At 63.1% G+C, this 13,556-nt stretch carries 14 protein-coding genes; 5 read left to right on the top strand and 9 right to left on the bottom strand.

The window, feature by feature from the left end; all coding sequences use genetic code 11:
- Positions 1-1,299: an NAD(P)/FAD-dependent oxidoreductase gene (locus OGV19_RS13545; RefSeq protein ID WP_264313848.1), complete on the bottom strand. Its 1,299-nt coding sequence runs from the start codon at positions 1,297-1,299 to the stop codon at positions 1-3.
- 241 nt (positions 1,300-1,540) lie between these two features.
- Here OGV19_RS13545 and hpaR (OGV19_RS13540) point away from each other — a divergent pair, with 241 nt between their 5' ends.
- The 3 genes from hpaR (OGV19_RS13540) (at position 1,541) to OGV19_RS13530 (ending at position 4,327) form a co-directional block, all read left to right on the top strand.
- On the top strand, positions 1,541-1,963 hold the full coding sequence (hpaR, locus tag OGV19_RS13540) for a homoprotocatechuate degradation operon regulator HpaR (RefSeq protein ID WP_264313847.1): 423 nt from the start codon (positions 1,541-1,543) through the stop codon (positions 1,961-1,963).
- 180 nt (positions 1,964-2,143) lie between these two features.
- On the top strand, positions 2,144-3,313 hold the full coding sequence (locus OGV19_RS13535; RefSeq protein ID WP_264313846.1) for a p-hydroxyphenylacetate 3-hydroxylase oxygenase component: 1,170 nt from the start codon (positions 2,144-2,146) through the stop codon (positions 3,311-3,313).
- Positions 3,314-3,388: 75 nt separating this feature from the next.
- Positions 3,389-4,327, top strand: coding sequence for a p-hydroxyphenylacetate 3-hydroxylase reductase component (locus tag OGV19_RS13530; protein WP_264313845.1), 939 nt, complete (start codon positions 3,389-3,391; stop codon positions 4,325-4,327).
- A gap of 40 nt (positions 4,328-4,367) precedes the next feature.
- Here the strand turns inward: OGV19_RS13530 and hpaI are convergent, their stop codons facing one another.
- The 8 genes from hpaI to OGV19_RS13490 all read right to left on the bottom strand — a co-directional run bounded on the left by hpaI (position 4,368) and on the right by OGV19_RS13490 (position 11,840).
- A complete protein-coding gene (hpaI, locus tag OGV19_RS13525) occupies positions 4,368-5,171 on the bottom strand; it encodes a 4-hydroxy-2-oxoheptanedioate aldolase (RefSeq protein WP_264313844.1) in 804 nt (267 codons plus the stop codon).
- Between the two features lie 10 nt (positions 5,172-5,181).
- Complete coding sequence (hpaH, locus tag OGV19_RS13520) at positions 5,182-5,985, bottom strand: 2-oxo-hept-4-ene-1,7-dioate hydratase (protein ID WP_264313843.1); 804 nt, start codon at positions 5,983-5,985, stop codon at positions 5,182-5,184.
- A 17-nt stretch (positions 5,986-6,002) separates the two neighbouring features.
- Positions 6,003-7,310 carry an MFS transporter gene (locus tag OGV19_RS13515; protein WP_264313842.1) on the bottom strand — a complete coding sequence of 436 codons (1,308 nt, stop codon included), beginning with the start codon at positions 7,308-7,310 and terminating at the stop codon, positions 6,003-6,005.
- Positions 7,311-7,354: 44 nt separating this feature from the next.
- Positions 7,355-7,765, bottom strand: coding sequence for a 5-carboxymethyl-2-hydroxymuconate Delta-isomerase (locus tag OGV19_RS13510; RefSeq protein WP_264313841.1), 411 nt, complete (start codon positions 7,763-7,765; stop codon positions 7,355-7,357).
- A gap of 59 nt (positions 7,766-7,824) precedes the next feature.
- On the bottom strand, positions 7,825-8,748 hold the full coding sequence (gene hpaD / locus OGV19_RS13505) for a 3,4-dihydroxyphenylacetate 2,3-dioxygenase (protein ID WP_264313840.1): 924 nt from the start codon (positions 8,746-8,748) through the stop codon (positions 7,825-7,827).
- 190 nt (positions 8,749-8,938) lie between these two features.
- Positions 8,939-10,399 (bottom strand): 5-carboxymethyl-2-hydroxymuconate semialdehyde dehydrogenase, encoded by a 1,461-nt coding sequence (gene hpaE, locus OGV19_RS13500; RefSeq protein WP_264313940.1) that lies wholly within the window; start codon positions 10,397-10,399, stop codon positions 8,939-8,941.
- A 5-nt stretch (positions 10,400-10,404) separates the two neighbouring features.
- On the bottom strand, positions 10,405-11,169 hold the full coding sequence (locus OGV19_RS13495) for a fumarylacetoacetate hydrolase family protein (protein ID WP_264313839.1): 765 nt from the start codon (positions 11,167-11,169) through the stop codon (positions 10,405-10,407).
- 11 nt (positions 11,170-11,180) lie between these two features.
- Complete coding sequence (locus OGV19_RS13490) at positions 11,181-11,840, bottom strand: fumarylacetoacetate hydrolase family protein (protein WP_264313838.1); 660 nt, start codon at positions 11,838-11,840, stop codon at positions 11,181-11,183.
- 172 nt (positions 11,841-12,012) lie between these two features.
- Here OGV19_RS13490 and hpaA point away from each other — a divergent pair, with 172 nt between their 5' ends.
- Together hpaA and hpaR (OGV19_RS13480) are read left to right on the top strand one after the other, a co-directional pair.
- Entirely contained in the window at positions 12,013-12,918 is a 906-nt protein-coding gene (gene hpaA, locus OGV19_RS13485; RefSeq protein ID WP_264313837.1) for a 4-hydroxyphenylacetate catabolism regulatory protein HpaA, read from the top strand.
- A gap of 175 nt (positions 12,919-13,093) precedes the next feature.
- Complete coding sequence (gene hpaR / locus OGV19_RS13480) at positions 13,094-13,516, top strand: homoprotocatechuate degradation operon regulator HpaR (protein ID WP_264313836.1); 423 nt, start codon at positions 13,094-13,096, stop codon at positions 13,514-13,516.
- Positions 13,517-13,556 lie beyond the last annotated feature (40 nt).

Below are 13,556 nucleotides of genomic sequence, written 5' to 3'. Positions count from 1 at the left end.
TCAACGGCGGCCGTTGAAGTAGCCCGACAGCTGGTGCACGGCCTTGCCGGCCGTGAGCAGCAGTGGGCGAAAATGGTCCTTGCCGAGGATCTGTGCATGCTTGATCGAACGCAGCAGCTCATAGCGTGCCGACCCTTCAAGCATGCCTTCAGCGAGGATCTTGCAAATGATGTGGCTGGGCGTGACGCCAAAGCCTGAATAGCCCTGCACATAGAACGCGTTGGGGCGATTGCTCAGCGTGCCGATCTGTGGGAACAGGTTGGCGCTGGTGGCCATCGGGCCGCCCCAGGCCAGGTCAATGCGCACGTCCTTGAGGTACGGGAAAATCTTCAGCATCAGGGCGCGGTTCCACGCCTTGAGGTCCAGCGGGATGTGCTCGATGCAGGAGGTGGCGGCGCCGAACAGCAGGCGGTTCTCGCGGGTGACCCGGTAGTAGTCGATTACCGGGCGGATATCGCTGTAGGCGCCACGGATCGGGCTGATCCGCTCGATCAGTGGGTCTGGCAGCGGCTCGGTCATCATCTGGAAGGCGTAGGTGTTGATGGTGCGCGCGTGCAGCTCGGGCTCCAGCTTGTTGAGGAAGCTGTCGCAGGCCCACAGCAGTTTGCTCGCACGCACCGAGCCGCGCCCGGTACGCACCTTGATGCGCTCACCGTAGGTCACTTCCAGCGCCGGGCTGTGCTCGAAAATGCGCGCACCGTGGCCGACCAGGGCCTGGGCTTCGCCGAGCAGCAGGTTGAGCGAATGCACGTGGCCACCGCCCATGTGCAGCAGGGCGCTGCTGTAGGCGTTGCTGCCGATGATCTGGCGCACTTGCGAGCCCTCCAGGTAGCGGATCTCGTCATGCGCATTGATGGCTTTGAACTGCTTTTCCCAGGCGCGCAGGGTTTTTGCCTGGCGGCTGTTGAAACCCATGTAACCGTAACCGTGGCAGAAGTCGGCATCGATGTTGTAGCGGGCGATGCGCGCCTTGATGATGCCGGCGCCCAGTTCGCTGATCTTGAAGATCTCTTTCAAGCCCTTGTCGCCGACGCTGTGTCTGATCTTTTCCAGATCATGGCCGATACCGGCCATGATCTGCCCGCCATTGCGCCCGGTGCCGCCGAAACCCAGGTAGCGGGCTTCGAGCACGACGATGTTGGTCACGCCTTTTTCTGCCAGTTCCAGCGCAGTGTTGATCCCCGAAAACCCACCACCGATGACCACGATATCCGCCTCGATGTCACTTTCCAGCGTGGGGAAGTTCAGGTTGTACTTTTTGGTCGCGCAGTAATAGGTCGGGCTTTCGAGGGTGATCATGGCGCAGCCTGCTGATTTGGAGTTGTGATAGGGCCGTTTCGCAAGCGCACTGGCACATGGGGTCATTGAGCGCCTGGCTGTCGTCAGGTGTCTTGTGCTTGCCTGCCAGCGAGTGTAACCAGCCTGCCAGTGCCGCTGGCAGCGGTTGACCGAGCCTGTCATCGGCTGATTGGTTAATGTATTAATGAGCCCGTGCTGGCATACTGGCCTGCTCGCCACTTTCCATGATGCCCGGGCACGCATGACCACACCAAGACCCTCTTTGACCCTTACCCTGCTGCAGGCTCGCGAAGCCACGATGGCGTTCTTTCGACCGGCCTTGAATGCCCATGACCTGACCGAACAGCAATGGCGGGTCATTCGTATTTTGCGCCAGCAGGGCGAGCTGGAAAGCCATCAGCTCGCCGAGCTTGCCTGCATTCTCAAACCCAGCATGAGCGGTGTGCTCAAGCGGCTCGAACGTGATGGGGTGGTTGCACGGCGAAAGTCGCCGGAAGACCAGCGACGGGTGTTCATCAGCCTGACGGACAAAGGGCAGCAGGCGTTTCTGGCAATGAGCGAGGAAATGGCCCGCAACTATGAAAGGATCCTCAGCCAGTTCGGCGAAGACAAACTGCAGCAACTGATGCAGCTGCTCAACGAAATGAAAAAGATCAAACCGTGACGCGCCAGCGGCCATGGAAAGTGCAATTTTCCCGCCGTAACGTGCATTTCGAGGTTTAGCCCTACCTCACATACTGAACGTGTCTTTACAGACTTTCCGGCTGCTCCATCGCACCGCAACGCCCGCACGACAGGGCTTGGTGCAGCCGAAGTCGACTCTCCAATAATAAAGAGACCGTTCATGAAAAAGCCAAATCCCCTGCTCGAAGACCTCAAGTCGATCCTGCCGACGATTGCCGCCAATGCCGTCCGTGCGGAGCAGGATCGCAGTGTCCCGGCAGAGAATATCGCGCTGCTCAAGAGCATCGGCATGCACCGTGCCTTTTTGCCCAAGCACTATGGCGGCATGGAGATTTCGCTGCCGCAGTTTGCCCAGTGCATTGCCTTGCTGGCGGGCGCCTGTGCCAGTACCGCGTGGGCCATGAGCCTGTTGTGCACCCACAGCCATCAGATGGCGATGTTCTCGGCCACGCTTCAGCAGGAGGTCTGGCAAACCAACCCGGATGCGACGGCCAGCAGCAGCATTGCGCCCTTTGGCCGTACCGAAGAAGTCGAAGGCGGCGTGACGTTCAGCGGCGAGATGGGCTGGAGTTCCGGCTGTGACCATGCCGAGTGGGCGATCATGGGCTTCCGTCGCAAGAATGCCGAAGGCACGCAGGACTACTGCTTTGCCGTCCTGCCGCGCAGTGACTATGAAATCCGTGATGACTGGTACGCCGTTGGCATGCGCGGCAGCGGCAGCAAGACCTTGATCGTGCGTGACGCCTTCGTGCCTGAGCACCGCATCCAGAAGGCCAAGGACATGATGGAAGGCAAGTCGGCAGGCTTTGGGTTGTACCCGGACAGCAAGATCTTCTTCGCCCCATACCGCCCGTATTTCGCCAGTGGTTTCTCCACCGTCAGCCTCGGTGTCGCCGAGCGCATGCTGGAAGTGTTCCGCGAGAAAACCCGCAACCGCGTGCGTGCCTACACCGGCGCGGCAGTGGGGGCGGCAACGCCTGCACTCATGCGCTTGGCCGAGTCCACTCACCAGGTGGCAGCCGCGCGTGCCCTGCTGGAAAAAAGCTGGGATGAAATCGCCGAGTACAGCGAGCGCCATGAATACCCGACACGCGCCACGCTGGCGTTCTGGCGGACCAACCAGGGCTATGCCGTGAAGATGTGCATCCAGGCGGTGGACCGGCTGATGGAAGCGGCCGGTGGCGGCGCCTGGTTTGAAAGCAACGAGATGCAGCGCCTGTTCCGTGATGCGCACCTGACCGGTGCCCACGCCTACACCGACTATGACGTTTGCGCGCAGATCCTCGGCCGCGAGCTGATGGGCCTGGAGCCTGATCCGGCGATGGTCTGAGCCGCCGGCTGGCCGTTCCCCCTTACAAACACAACAACAAACAGGGCAGGCCCTTGGCCTGCCCGGGAGTCTTGCATGTCCAATGAAACCGCCACTGCCTTCGATAGCCGAGCCTTCCGCCGCGCGCTGGGCAACTTCGCCACCGGCGTAACCGTTGTCACCGCCGCTGGCCCCAGCGGGCGCAAGGTCGGCGTCACCGCCAACAGCTTCAACTCGGTCTCGCTGGAGCCTGCACTGATCTTGTGGAGCATCGACAAACGCTCCACCAGCCATGAAGTATTCGAAGAAGCGTCGCACTTCGCCGTGAACATTCTGGCGGCGGACCAGATTGAGCTGTCCAACAATTTCGCGCGGCCCAAGGATGATCGGTTTGCAGGGATCGATTACCAGGAAGGGGCGGGGGGCGCACCGCTCCTGGCCGATTGCTCGGCGCGCTTTCAGTGTGAGAAGTTTCAGCAACTCGACGGTGGCGACCACTGGATTCTGGTCGGCAAGGTGGTGGCGTTCGATGACTTTGGCCGTTCTCCACTGCTGTACCACCAGGGCGCCTACTCGATGGTGCTGCCACACACGCGCATGACCCAGCGGGCGGAGGGCCAGTCGCCGAGCAGCCACTTCCAGGGCCGCCTGCAACACAACCTGTACTACCTGATGACCCAGGCGTTGCGTGCTTATCAGGGCGACTATCAGCCACGCCAACTGAGTACCGGGCTGCGTACCAGCGAGGCGCGCATGTTGATGGTGCTGGAGAACGATGCTGGGCTTGGGATGAACGACCTGCAGCGTGAAGTGGCGATGCCTGCGCGTGAAATCGAGGAGGCCGTTGCCAACCTCAAGCGCAAGGGCCTGATTGCTGATGACGAGGGGCGGGTGCGGCTGTCGGTGAAGGGGGTGGATGAGACCGAGGCGCTGTGGACCATTGCCAGGGAGCAGCAGGACCAGGTGTTTGGGCAGTTCAGTGATGAGCAGTTGGATACCTTCAAGACGGTGCTGAAGGCGATTATTCAGATGTGAGCCATTGATAGCTGGGGCTGCAGAGCAGCCCCAAGGATGTTCAGTAAACGCCGCCCCCCTCACTGACCGACGCCGAAGTACCTTTGAACTTCCCCGCCAGATCCTGCAGCCCACGCATCAACACCGTGGTATCCACCCCAACCGCCACAAATGCCGCGCCCAGTTCAATGTAGCGCCGTGCCAGCTTCTCGTCCGCGCTGAGAATCCCCGCAGCCTTGCCCGCCTTGCCGATACGCACGATGGCGTCCTCGATGGCCGCCTGCACCTCAGGGTGCCCAGGGTTACCACGATGGCCCATGGCGGCGCTCAGGTCGGCCGGGCCGATGAACACGCCATCGACCCCCTCGACGGCAACGATTTCATCCAGGTTGGCCAGCCCTTGCCTGTTCTCGATCTGCACCAGCAAGCACATCTGCGCGTCGGCCTGGTCGAGGTAGCCGGGAATGCTGTTCCAGCGTGATGCGCGCGCCAGTGCGCTGCCTACGCCGCGTATGCCCTTGGGTGGGTAGTGCATGGCCTGCACCAGCTGGTGCGCTTGCTCGGCGCTTTCCACCATGGGCACCAGCAGGGTTTGCGCGCCGATATCCAGCACTTGCTTGATCAGCGCGGTATCGCCAATCACCGGGCGAATCACCGCCTGGCTAGGGTAGGGAGCCACCGCCTGCAGCTGCGCGAGCATGCCGCGCAGGTCGTTAGGCGCGTGCTCACCATCGATCAGCAGCCAGTCGAAGCCGGCATTGGCGGCCAGCTCCGCGCAGTACGCATCGGCCAGGCCGAGCCACAGGCCGATCTGCGGCTCGCCACTGCGCAGGCGTTGTTTGAAGTGGTTGACGGGCATGTCCATGGGCAAGTCCTCAAACGAAACGGCAGGCAATCGAGCCGAGCAGGTCGTAGTCGACGTGGAAGGTGTCGCCAGGCCGTGCGGCCACCGGGCGCGTGAAGGAGCCGCCAAGGATGATCTGGCCCGGCTGCAGTGTGACGTCATACGCGGCCAGCTTGTTGGCCAGCCAGGCGACACCCTTGGCCGGGTGGTTGAGCACCGCGGCGCTGACCCCGGACTCTTCGATCACGCCGTTGCGGTAGAGCACGGCCGGTACCTTGCGCAGGTCGATCTCGGTGGGGCGCACGGCGCGCCCGCCCATGACCACGCCCGCGTTGGCGGCGTTGTCGGAAATGGTGTCGAACACCTTGCGCGTGGCCTGAGTCTGCGGGTCGACCTGCTGAATGCGTGCGTCGATGATTTCCAGCGCAGGGATGACCCATTCGGTGGCGTCCAGCACATCGAACACCGTGACATTGGGGCCTTTGAGCGGCTTGCCGAGAATAAAGGCCAACTCCACTTCGACGCGCGGCACGATAAACCGCTCGAAGGGAATGTCGCTGCCTTCATCGAACAGCATGTCGTCCAGGAGCGCGCCGTAGTCTGGCTCGGTGATGTTCGAAGACACCTGCATGGCGCGGGAGGTGAGGCCGATCTTGTGGCCGACCAGCTTGCGCCCGGCTGCAATCTTCTTGGCGACCCAGGCGCGCTGGATGGCGTAGGCATCTTCGATGGTGATAGCCGGTTGGTCGAGCGAAAACTGGCGCACCTGTTCGCGGGTGCGCTCGGCCTGGTCGAGCCGCTCGGCAGCCTGTTGGATGAAAGCGTTATCAAGCATGGTCAGAGTCTCAGGGTTCAAGGGTTGACGATGGCGGCGCGAGTGCGCAGCACCAGCAGGCCGCCGAGGGTGATGAGCGCGGCGAGCACATACAGCGCAAGGCTGGCACTTTGGGTGGTGTCGCGGACCCAGCCGATGAAGTAGGGCGTGGCGAACGAGGCGATGCTGCCCAGCGAGCTGATCAGGGCGATGCCGGCTGCCTGGGTACGGCCATTGAGAAAGGCCGGTGGCAGTTGCCAAAACATCGGCAAGGCAGCGCTTGCGCCCATACCTGCCAGCACCAGGCCGGCCAGCACGGGCAGCGCCTGGTGGGGCGCAAGGGCGGCGATCGCGATCCCGGCCGCCGCCATCAACAGCGGCACGCAGAGGTGCCAACGGCGTTCGCGATGGCGATCGGACGAGCGTCCGCAGGCGAGCATGAACACGCAGCCGGCCAAGTACGGCACCGCGCTGAGCAGGCCGACACTGGCGTCGCTGCCGATGCCGGCGGTATGGATCAGGCTGGGCATCCAGAACGCCAAGGTGTTCACCGCCAGCATCACCGCGCAGTACACCGCCACCAGCAGCCACACCGCAGGGCTTGCAACGATACCGGCGAACGACGTGACCGATTTGCGTTGTTCTTCCTGGCCGAACTGGGCGCGCAGGGCGGCTTTTTGTTGCGCATCGAGCCAGGCAACCTGCTCGAAGCGTTCCGGCAGGACGGCCAGCACGATCAAGCCGAGCACGATGACCGGTGCGCCTTCGATCAGGAACATCCACTGCCAGCCACGCAAGCCCGCGGCGTCATGCATGAAGGCCAGAATGCCGCCCGACAGCGGCCCGCCAACCACGCCTGCCAGCGGCACGGCAATGGCGAACAATGCAGTGATCTGCGCCCGGCGGCCTGCCGGGTACCAGCGATTGAGGTACACCAGAATGCCTGGGAAGAACCCGGCCTCGGCCGCGCCCAGTGCGAAGCGCAGCAGGTAGAACGCGCTGCTGCTCTCGATCAGCAGCATGCTGGTCGACAGTGCACCCCACACCACCATCAGGCTGGCGATCCAGCGGCGTGGGCCGAAGCGGTCGAGCATCAGGTTGCTCGGCACGCCGAACAGCGCGTAGGCAATGAAGAACAGCCCGGCGCCCAGCCCGTAGACCGTATCGGACAGGTGCAGGTCCTGGCTCATCTGCATCTTGGCGAAGCCGATGTTGATGCGGTCCAGGTGGGCGAACAGGTAACACACCAGCAGCAACGGCATCAGCCGCCAGGTGACGGCCCGGTGTGTACTGTCGAGGAGTGTGGCTTGCGCCGTGGTGCGCGAGGCATGCTCTAGTGTGCTCATATTCTTGTACTTATTGTGGGATGAGGCGGTGAAAGGTGCCGGCCTCAGGCCGGCTTGTTGAACAGCGGGTGCAGGGTGCTGTGCTTGGCGTCGTAGACCTGCGCGTTGCTCTCGTCGATCTGCAGGGTGATGCCGATCGGGCGTTGCTGGAGCAGCGCGTCCAGGTGCTGCTTGAGCACGTGCAACAGGCTGTCGCCGACTGCCTTGTGAACGTCAGCGGGGCGGCCACTGCCCATGCGCAGGTTGGCGTACAAAAAGCCGTAGTCGCCGTTGCCATCGGCCACCGCGCAGTGCGCGGCGGGGTAGGCCAGCACACGGGTACCGCCGGTGGGGAACACCGCTTTGCCGGCGGCATCGCGCTGTTCGAGCATGGTGTCGGCCAGGGCGCGGCACAGGCCTGGGATGTCGGCGTCGGTTTCAAGGTCTGGGGTGTAGAGCAGAACCAGGTGTGGCATGAAGGGCATCCTCGTAGCTGAAGCGCCTGGCCGCCCGGCAGAGCGGCCAGGCAGCGGGATCACAGGCGGCTGGTGGACACCACGGCTGCCGGGTTGGCGGCCTGCGCAGCGGGAATGGCAGCGCCATCCTGCGGGGTGACCGGGAAGATCGCGTTGATCTGGCCGGTGCCCGACGAGCCGAAGTACGGCGTTACCACGTCGGCCTTGCCGTCATACTTCGACCAGCCCAGGGCACCGAGCAGCATCGCGGTGTCATGCATGAACCCCTCGCCGTGGCCCTTGGCGGCGTATTCCGGGAGCATGCCGCAGAACGCCTCCCATTCCCCGTTCTCCCACATCTGCACCACGCGGTGGTCCAGGGTTTCCAGGAACGGGCTCCACACCTTGGTGGCGAATTCCGGCGCCTGGCCGTTCTGGGCGAAGCGGTGTGACAGCGAGCCGCTGGCCAGGAACGCCACGGTGCCGTCGTAGTGATCTTCCACCGCCTTGCGCATGGCCCAGCCGAGGCGGGCGCTGTCGGCCAGGTAGTGGGAGGTGCACAGCGCCGAGACCGAGACCACTTTGAAGTGCTGGTCCTGGTTCATGTAGCGCATCGGTACCAGGGTGCCGTATTCCGGGCCCAGGGTGGTGGCGTGGTGGGCCATGGTCTCGACGTTGAAGCGGTTGCACTCTGCTGCCAGCAACTGCCCGAGCGCGGTGTTGCCCGGGAACTCGTATTCCATGTTGCTGATGAAGTGCGGCAGTTCGTTGCTGGTGTAGACGCCCTTGAAATGCGGGCCGCAGAGCACGTGGTAGTTGGCGTTGACCAACCAGTGAGTGTCGAACACGACAATGGTGTCGACGCCGAGCTCACGGCAGCGTCGGCTGATCTCGTAGTGCCCGTCGATGGCAGCTTGCCGAAAGCCCTGGCGCGGGCCAGGCAGCTCGGACAGGTACATGGACGGTACATGGGTAATCTTGGCAGCGAGAGCGAGTTTGCCCATGGAAATCTCCGGTAAGAGGATGTTGTTATGGTGTAGGAGCAAACGACTTGCTCAAGACTTCGAAGCCTGCGCAACCCCTGTGGGAGCGGCCTTGCCCCGCGAACACGGGCGAAGCCCGTGCCATTCACCGTGGTGCCTGCTTCGCGGGCAAGCCCGCTCCCACAGGGTTACCCGCTCGATCGAGACGGCTTTATACACCCCAGCGCGGTATGTGGTGGCTGCCCATGGAAATGCACACGTTCTTGATCTCGGCGAACACTTCGAAGCTGTATTGCCCGCCTTCGCGCCCGGTGCCGGAGCCTTTGACGCCGCCGAAGGGCTGGCGCAAGTCACGCACGTTCTGGCTGTTGATGAAGACCATGCCGGCTTCGATGCCGCGTGCCAGGCGGTGGGCCTTGCCGATGTCCTGGGTCCAGATGTACGAGGCCAGGCCGTATTCGGTGTCGTTGGCCAGTTGCAGCGCTTGGGCCTCGTCCTTGAACGGGATCAGGCACGCCACGGGGCCGAAGATTTCTTCCTGGGCGATGCGCATGCTGTTGTTGACGTCGGCGAACACAGTGGGCTGGATGAACTGCCCTTTGGCGAGGTGCGCAGGCAGGTTGGCTGGGCGCTCCAGGCCGCCTGCGACCAGGCGCGCACCTTCTTCGATGCCGATGCGGATGTAGCCGGTGACCTTGTCGTAGTGCTGCTGGGTGATCATCGAGCCGACTTGCGTTTTCGGGTCGGTCGGGTCACCGACGATCAGGCGTTTGGCACGTGCGGCGAACTCGGCCACGAACTGCGGGTACACGCTTTCCTGGATGAAGATGCGGCTGCCGGCGGTGCAGCGTTCGCCGTTGAGCGAGAAGATGGTGAACAAGGCCGCGTCCAGGGCGCGCTCAAGGTCGGCATCCTCGAAGATCACGACCGGCGACTTGCCGCCCAGTTCCATCGAGTACTTTTTAAGGCCTGCGGTCTGCATGATTTTCTTGCCGGTGGCGGTGCCGCCGGTAAACGAAATCGCGCGCACATCGGGGTGACGTACCAGCGCATCGCCGGCGGTGGCGCCATAGCCCTGGATCACGTTGAGCACGCCATTGGGGATGCCGGCTTCAACGGCAAGGCGCCCCAGTTCATTGGCGGTCAACGGCGACAGTTCGCTCATCTTCAGCACCGCAGTATTGCCCAGCGCCAGGCACGGTGCGGTCTTCCAGGTGGCGGTCATGAACGGCACGTTCCACGGCGAGACCAGGCCGCATACACCGACCGGCTGGTACAGGGTGTAGTTGAGCATCTGGTCATCGACCGGGTAGGTGTGGCCGTCCATGCGTGTGCACACTTCGGCGAAGAAGTCGAAGTTGTGCGAGGCACGTGGGATCAGCACGTTCTTGGTCTGGTGGATCGGCAGCCCGGTGTCGAGGGTTTCCAGCTCGGCCAGTTTCGGCACGTTCTGGTCGATCAACTCGCCCAGCTTGCGCATCAGGCGGGCACGCTCCTTGGCTGGGGTGTTGGCCCATTTGGGGAAGGCTTCCTTGGCCGCCGCAACGGCCTGGGCGACTTCCTCGGCACCGCCGCTGGCGACTTCGCAAATGGCATCGCCGGTGGCCGGGTTGTAGTTGACGAAGGTGTCTTTGCTCTCGACCTCACGGCCGTTGATCCAGTGCTTGATCATGCTGCTCATGCCTTGTTGTTCTTGAAGAAGTCAGCTTCGCTGACGATGCGGTTGACCAGGCGGCCGACGCCTTCGACTTCCACCACCACTTCATCGCCCGGCACCACGTCGGCCAGGCCTTCTGGGGTGCCGGTGGCGATCATGTCGCCCGGTTGCAGGGTCATGAAGCTGGAGAAGTATTCGATCAGGTAGGGGATGTCGAAGATCATGTCCGAGGTGCTGCCTTCCTGCTTCAGCTCACCGTTGATCCAGGTGCGCAGCTTCAGGTTGGACGGGTCTGGCACGTCGGCCGCATCGACGATCCACGGGCCGACCGGGGTGGTGGCGTCGCGGTTTTTCACCCGCAGGTTGGGGCGGTAGTAGTTTTCCAGGTAGTCGCGGATGGCGTAGTCGTTGCACACGGTGTAGCCGGCCAGGTACTTAAGGGCATCCTCGCGCTTGACGTTGCGCGCCTGCTTGCCGATCACCGCTACCAGCTCGCACTCGTAGTGCATGTAGGCAACGTTGTCCGGGCGCCAGGTGACTTGCTTGTGGCCGGTGTAGGTGCCCGGCGACTTGATGAACGCCAGCGGCTCGGTGGGCGGCGAGAAGGCAAGCTCTGCGGCGTGGTCGGCGTAGTTCAGGCCCAGGGCGAACATGCTGCCGGTGGCCGGTGGCAGCCAGGTCACCTGGTCTTCATGCACCAGGCGGCCGTCGGCCAGGCGCAGGTGATCGTCTTCGACGGTGACGTTGTGGACCTGGCCGTCGAACTGGATACGGGCGTGTTTCACGGGTGCAATCCTCATTCGGCGACGATGTGGTTGGTCAGTTTGCCCAGGCCGTCGATCTCGACCTCGACGCGATCCCCAGGCTGGACATCGACGCGCCCCTCGGGGGTGCCGGTGATCAGAATGTCGCCTGCATGCAGGGTCATGAATTCGCTGATTTCGGCGATCAGCTGGGCAACCGTGCGCACGCAGTTGGCGGTGGTGTTTTGCTGGCGCAGTTCACCGTTGACCCACAGGCGCAGGCCCAGGGCGTCCGGGTTTGCCACCTTGGCGGCCGGTACCAGTTCGGGGCCGACCGGGCAGAAGCCATCGCGGCACTTGGCCTTGACCGCAGGGCGGTAGTAGCTGGCCTCGGGCAGGCTGACTTCGTTGACGATGGTGTAGCCCGCCACGTAGTCCAGCGCGTCTTCGGCCCTGACCCGGCTGGCGTCCTTGCCGATCACCACACCCAGGGCTGGGCCCGGTTGCAGGCGCTCGACACCGGCCGGGAACACCACGTTGCCCTCATGGTGGTTGCGGGTGTTGGGCGTCTTGACGAACAGCACCGGCTTGACGGGCGGTTGCTTGTAGGGCGCTTCGTGAAACGCCGCTTCGTGCTGCTGCAGCAGACCCTGGTAGTTCAGCGCAACGCCGAACAGGGTGCCGGTCGCAACGTCATGCAGGGCATGGCTCATGCTTTTCTCCAGGCGGTGCAGGGCGGTGGTCGCTCTGCCGAGATTGTTAACGTGTTAATGTTATAGTTAATATGTTAACGAAGGTCAAGGCTTCAGCCAGTGGTATCTGCCGGACAGCCGGGGCACCATGGGTGAACGTCAACACGGTCAAGCGATTTGCGGGTAAGCAGCCATGAGCGATCGGCATCCCATTCCGAACATCAACATCGGCCAGGTCTACGACCAGCGCTACAGTGACAGCGAGGTGCATTACGACCGCCTGGGCAACCTTGCCGGGTTTTTCGGGCGCAACATGCCCGTGCACCGGCACGACCGGTTTTTTCAGGTGCATTACGTCAAATCCGGCACGGTGCGGGTGTACCTCGATGATCAGCAGTACATCGAGTCCGGGCCGATGTTTTTCTTGACGCCGCCGACGGTGGCACATGCCTTCGTCACCGAAGCGGACAGCGACGGCCATGTGCTGACGGTGCGCCAGCAACTGGTCTGGCAACTGATCGAAGCGGACGCCAGCCTGCTGCCGGTGGGAGTGCAGGTGCGGCCTGCCTGCGTTGCCCTGGCCAATGTGCCGGCTGAGTACAAGGCCGAGGCGCGCCGCCTCGAACGCTGGCTGGACGCGCTTAGCGATGAATTTGCCACCCCCCATCCGGGGCGGGATGCGGCGCTGCAGTCGTTGACCCGGCTGATCATGATCAGCTTGCTGCGGCTGTGCCCCAACTCGCTGGAATCCACGCCCGCAAGGCATGAAGACCTGAAGATTTTCCATCGCTTCAACGCACTGATCGAGGCGCACTACCTTGAGCACTGGCCCCTGGCGCGCTACGCGCAGCAGATCGGCGTGACCGAGGCGCGGCTCAACGATGTTTGTCGGCGCATCGCCGATTTGCCTTCCAAGCGCCTGGTGCTTGAACGGTTGATGCAGGAAGCCAAGCGTCTGCTGTTGTTTTCCGGCAGTACGGCCAATGAAATCTGCTACCAGCTTGGCTTCAAGGACCCGGCCTATTTCAGTCGGTTCTTCAACCGTTACGCCAAGCTCACGCCGGGCGAATACCGGCAGCGGCAAGCGCAGTTGCAATGATGTGGCCACGTGGGGTCGCCCGGATCGCGTCGTTGTTGTTTGATCCGGATGGTCGCAGCTTGCCCATTGGCCTTGAATGCGTTTTCCATGGAAGAGCTTGCACTTTCCAGGCGACTTGTCCCTTTTCGCCTATGCCCCTAATCTTGCCCGCTGTATCCCTGACACAGGCGCCACCATGACCAAGACGCAACCCTCGCTGACGCTGAGCCTGCTGCAGGCCAGAGAGGCCGCGATGGCATTTTTCCGGCCGTTGCTGAACGAACATGACCTGACCGAGCAACAGTGGCGCGTCATCCGTATTCTTAGCCAGCAGGGTGAGTTGGAAAGCTACCAGCTCGCGCACCTGGCCTGCATCCTCAAGCCGAGCATGACCGGGGTGTTGAGCCGTCTGGAACGCGACGGCCTGGTGCGCCGGCAGAAGGCCGCGCAGGACGCGCGGCGCGTTTTCGTCACCCTCACCGAGCGCGGCGAGGCTTGTTTCGAGTCGATGCGCGAGGGGATGGAGGCCAACTACCGCAAGATCCAGGCCCAGTTCGGCGAAGCCAAGCTGGAGCAACTGATGGGCTTGTTGAATGAGCTCAAGCGCATCGCGCCGTAGGCCTGGCTGAAGGGGAGGGCCGGTGCAGCGGCTGCACCGG

The organism is Pseudomonas putida (assembly GCF_025905425.1).
GTDB lineage: Bacteria > Pseudomonadota > Gammaproteobacteria > Pseudomonadales > Pseudomonadaceae > Aquipseudomonas > Aquipseudomonas putida_AF.
Note: the sequence above shows the minus strand (reverse complement) of the source record. Positions and strands in the feature narration are given on the sequence as shown.

Coding starts and splice junctions, on each gene's coding strand:
- OGV19_RS13545 (WP_264313848.1), bottom strand. CDS start 1,299: ATGATCACCCTCGAAAGCCCGACCTATTACTGCGCGACCAAAAAGTAC.
- hpaR (WP_264313847.1), top strand. CDS start 1,541: ATGACCACACCAAGACCCTCTTTGACCCTTACCCTGCTGCAGGCTCGC.
- OGV19_RS13535 (WP_264313846.1), top strand. CDS start 2,144: ATGAAAAAGCCAAATCCCCTGCTCGAAGACCTCAAGTCGATCCTGCCG.
- OGV19_RS13530 (WP_264313845.1), top strand. CDS start 3,389: ATGTCCAATGAAACCGCCACTGCCTTCGATAGCCGAGCCTTCCGCCGC.
- hpaI (WP_264313844.1), bottom strand. CDS start 5,171: ATGGACATGCCCGTCAACCACTTCAAACAACGCCTGCGCAGTGGCGAG.
- hpaH (WP_264313843.1), bottom strand. CDS start 5,985: ATGCTTGATAACGCTTTCATCCAACAGGCTGCCGAGCGGCTCGACCAG.
- OGV19_RS13515 (WP_264313842.1), bottom strand. CDS start 7,310: ATGAGCACACTAGAGCATGCCTCGCGCACCACGGCGCAAGCCACACTC.
- OGV19_RS13510 (WP_264313841.1), bottom strand. CDS start 7,765: ATGCCACACCTGGTTCTGCTCTACACCCCAGACCTTGAAACCGACGCC.
- hpaD (WP_264313840.1), bottom strand. CDS start 8,748: ATGGGCAAACTCGCTCTCGCTGCCAAGATTACCCATGTACCGTCCATG.
- hpaE (WP_264313940.1), bottom strand. CDS start 10,399: ATGATCAAGCACTGGATCAACGGCCGTGAGGTCGAGAGCAAAGACACC.
- OGV19_RS13490 (WP_264313838.1), bottom strand. CDS start 11,840: ATGAGCCATGCCCTGCATGACGTTGCGACCGGCACCCTGTTCGGCGTT.
- hpaA (WP_264313837.1), top strand. CDS start 12,013: ATGAGCGATCGGCATCCCATTCCGAACATCAACATCGGCCAGGTCTAC.
- hpaR (WP_264313836.1), top strand. CDS start 13,094: ATGACCAAGACGCAACCCTCGCTGACGCTGAGCCTGCTGCAGGCCAGA.